Here is a 5,307-nt window from a genome sequence, read left to right on the forward strand (position 1 = left end):
CCAGCACCGTCCCCGCCGGATCCAGAACCGGACCGGCATCAGCGGCCACCTCGGCACGGACCAGACGGGGCACGACAATCCCGCCATCACGCCAGATCGCCTGCGACTCGCCGGACGCGAGCAGGGCTCCCAGCACCGACGGCGCCGTCGCCGCGGCGGGGAAGTCCGGGCCCTCGCCGCCCAGCAGGACGATCCGGCCGGGCTGCTCCAACTGGACCGAACGGACCAGCCCCCACACCGCGTTGACCGCCGGGTCCTCCTCCGGCAGCCCGGTCGCGACCACCAGCGGCCCGCCGGAGCGGGTGGGGTCGGTGAGCCCGTCGCGCAGGAAGCCGGAGACCCGGCCGAGCAGTGCACGGGCCCCCTCCGGGCCGCCGGCCGCGTCGCCGGACAGGTCCAGCACCGCCGGGGCGCCGGCCGCGGGCGCCGGGGGCAGGACGAGCGGCGTCCAGCCGACCTGGTACAGGTGCTCGCTCCCGGCCGCGGCGAGGGAGGTGAGCCGCTCGACGGGAACGTGACGAAGCGTCAGCGAACCGATCGAGGCCACCGGCAGCCCGGAGTGGTCGGTCAGGGCGAGCGAGAACGCGTACGGGCCGGTCTGCCGGACATGCACCCGCAGGGCGGCCGGGCGCGCGGCGAACACGGCCACGTCGCTCCAGGCGAACGGCAGCAGGACGTGGCCCGGCTCCGGATCGGCGACGGCGAGGAAGTTGCTGGCCTGGAGCGCGGCGTCCAGCAGAACCGGGTGGATCCCGTAGCCGTCGACCGCCAGACCTTCGGGCAGCGCCACCTCGGCGCGCACCTCGCCCTCGTGCCGCCAGACGGCGCGCAGGGCCTGGAAGGCCGGGCCGTAGCCGAAGCCCCGTTCGGCCAGCCCCGTGTAGAAGCCGTCCAGCTCGACGGCCTCGGCGCCCGACGGCAGCCACGGGCCGGCGGCCGGCGCGGCCGGCGCGGCGCCGGCCCCGAGGAAGCCGGTGGCGTGCCTGGTCCAGGCGGCGTCGTCCTGGCCGTCCTCGGGCCGGGAGTACAGGGCGAACGGGCGCCGGCCGTCCGCCGCCGCGTCGACGTTCACGTGCAGCTGCAGGGCGCCGCGTTCGGGGACGACGAGCGGCGCCTCGATCACCAGTTCCTCGACGGCGGACGCACCCGCCTCGTCGCCGGCCCGCGCGACCAGCTCCAACAGCGCCGCCCCCGGGGCCAGCACGGTGCCCGCGACGGCGTGGTCCGCGAGCCAGCCGTGGTCCTTCGGGTCCAGCCGGCCGGTGAGCACCACCCCACCCTCCGGCAGCGGCACGGCCGCGCCCAGCAACGGGTGCCCGACGGACGCGAGTCCGGCGGCGCCGACGTCGGCGGCGGGGCGGGTCTCCAGCCAGTAGCGCTGGTGCTGGAAGGGGTAGGTGGGGAGGTCGGCGGGGCGCAGGGCGGCGGCGCCCGTGGAGGTCGCCGACCAGTCCACGGGGACGCCGTGGACGTGGAGTTCGGCGGCGGCCAGCAGGACACGGTCCCAGCCGCCGTCGTCGCGGCGCAGGGTGCCGGTGACCACGGTCGGGGCGTCGACGGCCCCGTCCAGCACCTCGACGATGCCGTGCGCGAGGACGGGGTGGGCGCTTACCTCGACGAAGCAACGGAAGCCCTCGGCCGCCAACGTCTGCACGGCTTCGCCGAATTGAACGGTCCGGCGCAGGTTGCGGTACCAGTAGCCGGCGTCCAGTTCGGGGCCCTCCAGCCAGCGGCCCTCGACCGTGGACAGGAACGGGACGGCGGCGGGCTGCGGCTTCACCGCGCCCAGCAGCCCGGCGAGTTCGTCCTCGATCGACTCGACGTGCGAGGTGTGGGAGGCGTAGTCCACCGGGACCCGCCGCGCCCGCACGCCCTGCTCCTCCAGGGCGGTGACGAGGGTGTCCAGTGCGGCCGGGTCACCGGCGACCACCACGGAGGTGGGGCCGTTGACGGCGGCGACCTCGACGCCGTCCGGCAGCGTGCCGGCCAGACGCTCCAGCGGCAGGGCGACCGAGACCATGCCGCCGCGCCCGGCCAGACCGCGCGCGATGGCCTGCGAGCGCAGGGCCACCACGGCGGCGGCGTCCTCCAGCGACAGGATCCCCGCGACATGGGCCGCCGCGATCTCCCCCTGCGAGTGACCCACCACCGCGTCCGGGACCACCCCCAGCGAGGCCCAGACCCGGGCGAGACCGACGTTCACCGCGAACGACACCGGCTGGACGACATCGACCCGCTCCAGCAGAGCCGCGCCCTCGTTCACCACCTCCAGCAACGACCAGTCGACATAAGGCTTCAGCGCCTCCTCGACCTCCGCCAGCGCCTCCGCGAAGACCGGGGACTCCGCCAGCAGCCGCCGCCCCATCCCCGCCCACTGCGAACCCTGACCCGGGAAGACGAACACCGAACGCCCGCTCACCTCCGCCCGGCCCGTCACGACACCCGCCGCTTCCTCCCCCTTCGCCAGCGCCGCCAGCCCGGCGAGGGCCGCCGCCCGGTCGGTGGAGACGACCACCGCGCGCTGCTCCAGCGCGGCGCGCGTGGTGCGGAGGGTGCGGGCGGTGCGCGGCAGGTCGGCGTCGGGGCGGTCGGCGAGGTGGCGGCGCCAGCCGTCGGCCTGCGCGTGCAGCGCGGATTCGGTGGCGGCCGACAGGACGAGCGGCAGGGCGGCACCGGACGGCTCGGCCTCCGCCGGCGCGGTCTCCTCGGCCGGCGCCTGCTCCAGGATGACGTGCGCGTTGGTGCCGCTGACGCCGAAGGAGGAGACGGCGGCCCGGCGCGGCCGGTCCACCTCGGGCCAGGCCCGCCGCTCGGTGAGCAGCGCGACCGCTCCCGAATCCCAGTCCACCTTGGAGCTGGGCGTGTCGATGTGCAGCGACTTGGGCAGCACACCGTGCCGCAGCGCCTCCACCATCTTGATCACCCCGGCCGCACCCGCGGCCGCCTGGGTGTGCCCGATGTTGGACTTCAACGAGCCCAGCCAGAGCGGCTGTTCGGCCGACCGCCCCTGCCCGTAGGTGGCCAGCACCGCCTGCGCCTCGATCGGGTCCCCCAAGGACGTCCCCGTCCCGTGGCCCTCGACGGCGTCGACGTCGGCCGCCACCAGCCGGGCGCTGGCGAGCGCGGCCCGGATCACCCGCTCCTGGGACGGACCGTTGGGCGCCGTCAGACCGTTCGACGCACCGTCCTGGTTCACGGCCGAACCGCGGACCACGGCCAGCACCTCGTGCCCCAGCCGCCGCGCGTCCGACAACCGCTCCAGCAGCACCACCGCCACGCCCTCCGCGAGGCCCGTCCCGTCGGCCCCGTCGGCGTACGCCTTGCAGCGGCTGTCGCGGGCCAGGCCGCGCTGGGTGGCGAAGTCGACGAACACCTCGGGCGTGGCCATCACGGCGACGCCGCCGGCCAGGGCGAGCGTGCACTCGCCGTCGCGCAGCGCCTGCGCGGCCAGGTGGAGCGCGACCAGCGAGGACGAGCACGCCGTGTCCACCGTCACCGACGGGCCCTCAAGACCCAGCGTGTAGGAGACCCGGCCCGAGGCCACCGAGCCCGAGTTGCCGATGCCGAAGTACCCCTCCAGGCCCTCCGGGAGGTTGAGCACGTGGTGCGCGTAGTCGTGGTACATCAGGCCCGCGTAGACGCCGACCGGCTGCCCCTTGAGCGAGGTCGGGTCGATGCCGGCCCGCTCCAGGGCCTCCCAGGAGGCCTCCAGCAGCAAGCGCTGCTGCGGGTCCGTCGCCAGCGCCTCGCGCGGCGAGATCCCGAAGAGCGCGGCGTCGAAGCCGCCCGGGTCCGCGAGGAAGCCGCCCTCCTCGGCGTAGGTCTTCCCGGCGGCGTCCGGGTCGGGGTCGTGCAGGCCGTCGACGTCCCACCCCCGGTCGCGGGGGAAGGGGCCCATGGCGTCCGTGCCCTCGCTGACCAGCCGCCACAGGTCCGCCGGGGAGGTGACGCCGCCGGGCAGCCGGCAGGCCATCCCGACGATCGCGACCGGCTCGGTGCGCCGGGCCTCGGCGTCGCGCAGGCGGCGCCGGGTCTGCTGGAGGTCGGCCGTGACGCGCTTGAGGTAGTCGCGCAGCTTGTCGTCGTTCGCCATGGGGTTCTTCCTCGTGTCCGTCATCAGGAAAGGCCGAGTTCGTTGTCGATGAGGTCGAAGAGCTCGTCGTCGGAGGCCGCGCCGACGTCGACGCCCGCCGTCTCCGGCTCCCCGCCCGCCGGCTCCGTCCAGCGGGCGGTGAGTGCCTCCAACCGGGCGGCCACCTGGCTCCGCAGGCCGTCGCCGGTCCCGGCGGTGGCGGCCAGGGCCTGCTCCAGCCGGTCGAGTTCGAGCAGCACGGGCGGCACGGGAGCGGCTCCGGCGAGGCCGAGCCGGTCCCGCAGGTGCTCCGCGACGGCGGTCGGCGTCGGGTGGTCGAAGACCAGGGTCGCCGGGAGCCGGACGCCGGTGGCCTCGGTGAGGCTGCTGCGGATCCGTACCGAGGTCAGCGAGTCGAAGCCGACGTCCTTGAACGCCTGGGAGGGCTTCACGGTCTCGTCGACGCTCTGGCCGAGGACCTTGGCGGCGCTGGCGCGGACCAGGTCCAGGAGCAGCCGCAGCTGTTCCGCCTCGCCCGCCGCGGCGAGCCGCCGGAGCAGGGCGTCCCGGCCGTCGCCGGCCGGTGCGGAGGCCGCGGTGGCGGTGCGGCGGGGGGCGCGGACCAGACCGCGCAGCAGCGGGTTCAGCTCGCCGCCCGCCGCCTGCGCCCGCAGCGCCGACCGGTCCAGGCGGGTCGGCACCAGCACCGGCTCCGGGGAACGCAGGCCCGCGTCGAACAGGGCCAGCGCCTCGTCCGTCTCCATCGCCGCCAGGCCGCCGCGCGCCAGGCGGGCGTGGTCCTGCTCGCCCAGGTGGCCGGTCAGTCCGCTGGCCTCGGCCCACAGGCCCCAGGCGAGCGAGACCGCCGGCAGACCCCGGGACCCGCGCCACCGCGCCAGCCCGTCCAGGAAGGCGTTCGCCGCCCCGTACACGCTCTGCCCCGCGCTGCCGAACACCCCCGCACCCGAGGAGAACAGGACGAACGCCGCCAGGCCGAGGTGCTCGGTGGCCTCGTGCAGGTGCCACGCCGCGTCCGCCTTCGGGGCGAACACCTCGTCGAGGCGCTCCGCCGACTGCGCCTCGAACACCCCGTCCGCCAACGCACCCGCCGTGTGCACCACCGCCGTCAACGGACGGTCCGCCGGGACACCCCGCACGAGGCCCTCCACCACCGAACGCCGCGACACATCGGCCGCCACCACCTCCACCGACGCCCCGGCAGCGGACAGCTCCGC

2 protein-coding genes are annotated in these 5,307 nt (G+C 76.1%); both read right to left on the reverse strand.

The window, feature by feature from the left end; genetic code table 11:
- Positions 1–4,093, reverse strand: a 4,093-nt coding sequence (locus ABT238_RS38460; RefSeq protein WP_350807269.1) for a type I polyketide synthase, incomplete at its 3' end; no start/stop codon positions are given.
- Positions 4,094–4,116: 23 nt separating this feature from the next.
- Positions 4,117–5,307: type I polyketide synthase (locus ABT238_RS38465; RefSeq protein ID WP_350807272.1), on the reverse strand; the 1,191-nt coding region annotated here is incomplete at its 5' end.

Source organism: Kitasatospora sp. NPDC001527, from assembly GCF_040298605.1.
GTDB lineage: Bacteria > Actinomycetota > Actinomycetes > Streptomycetales > Streptomycetaceae > Kitasatospora.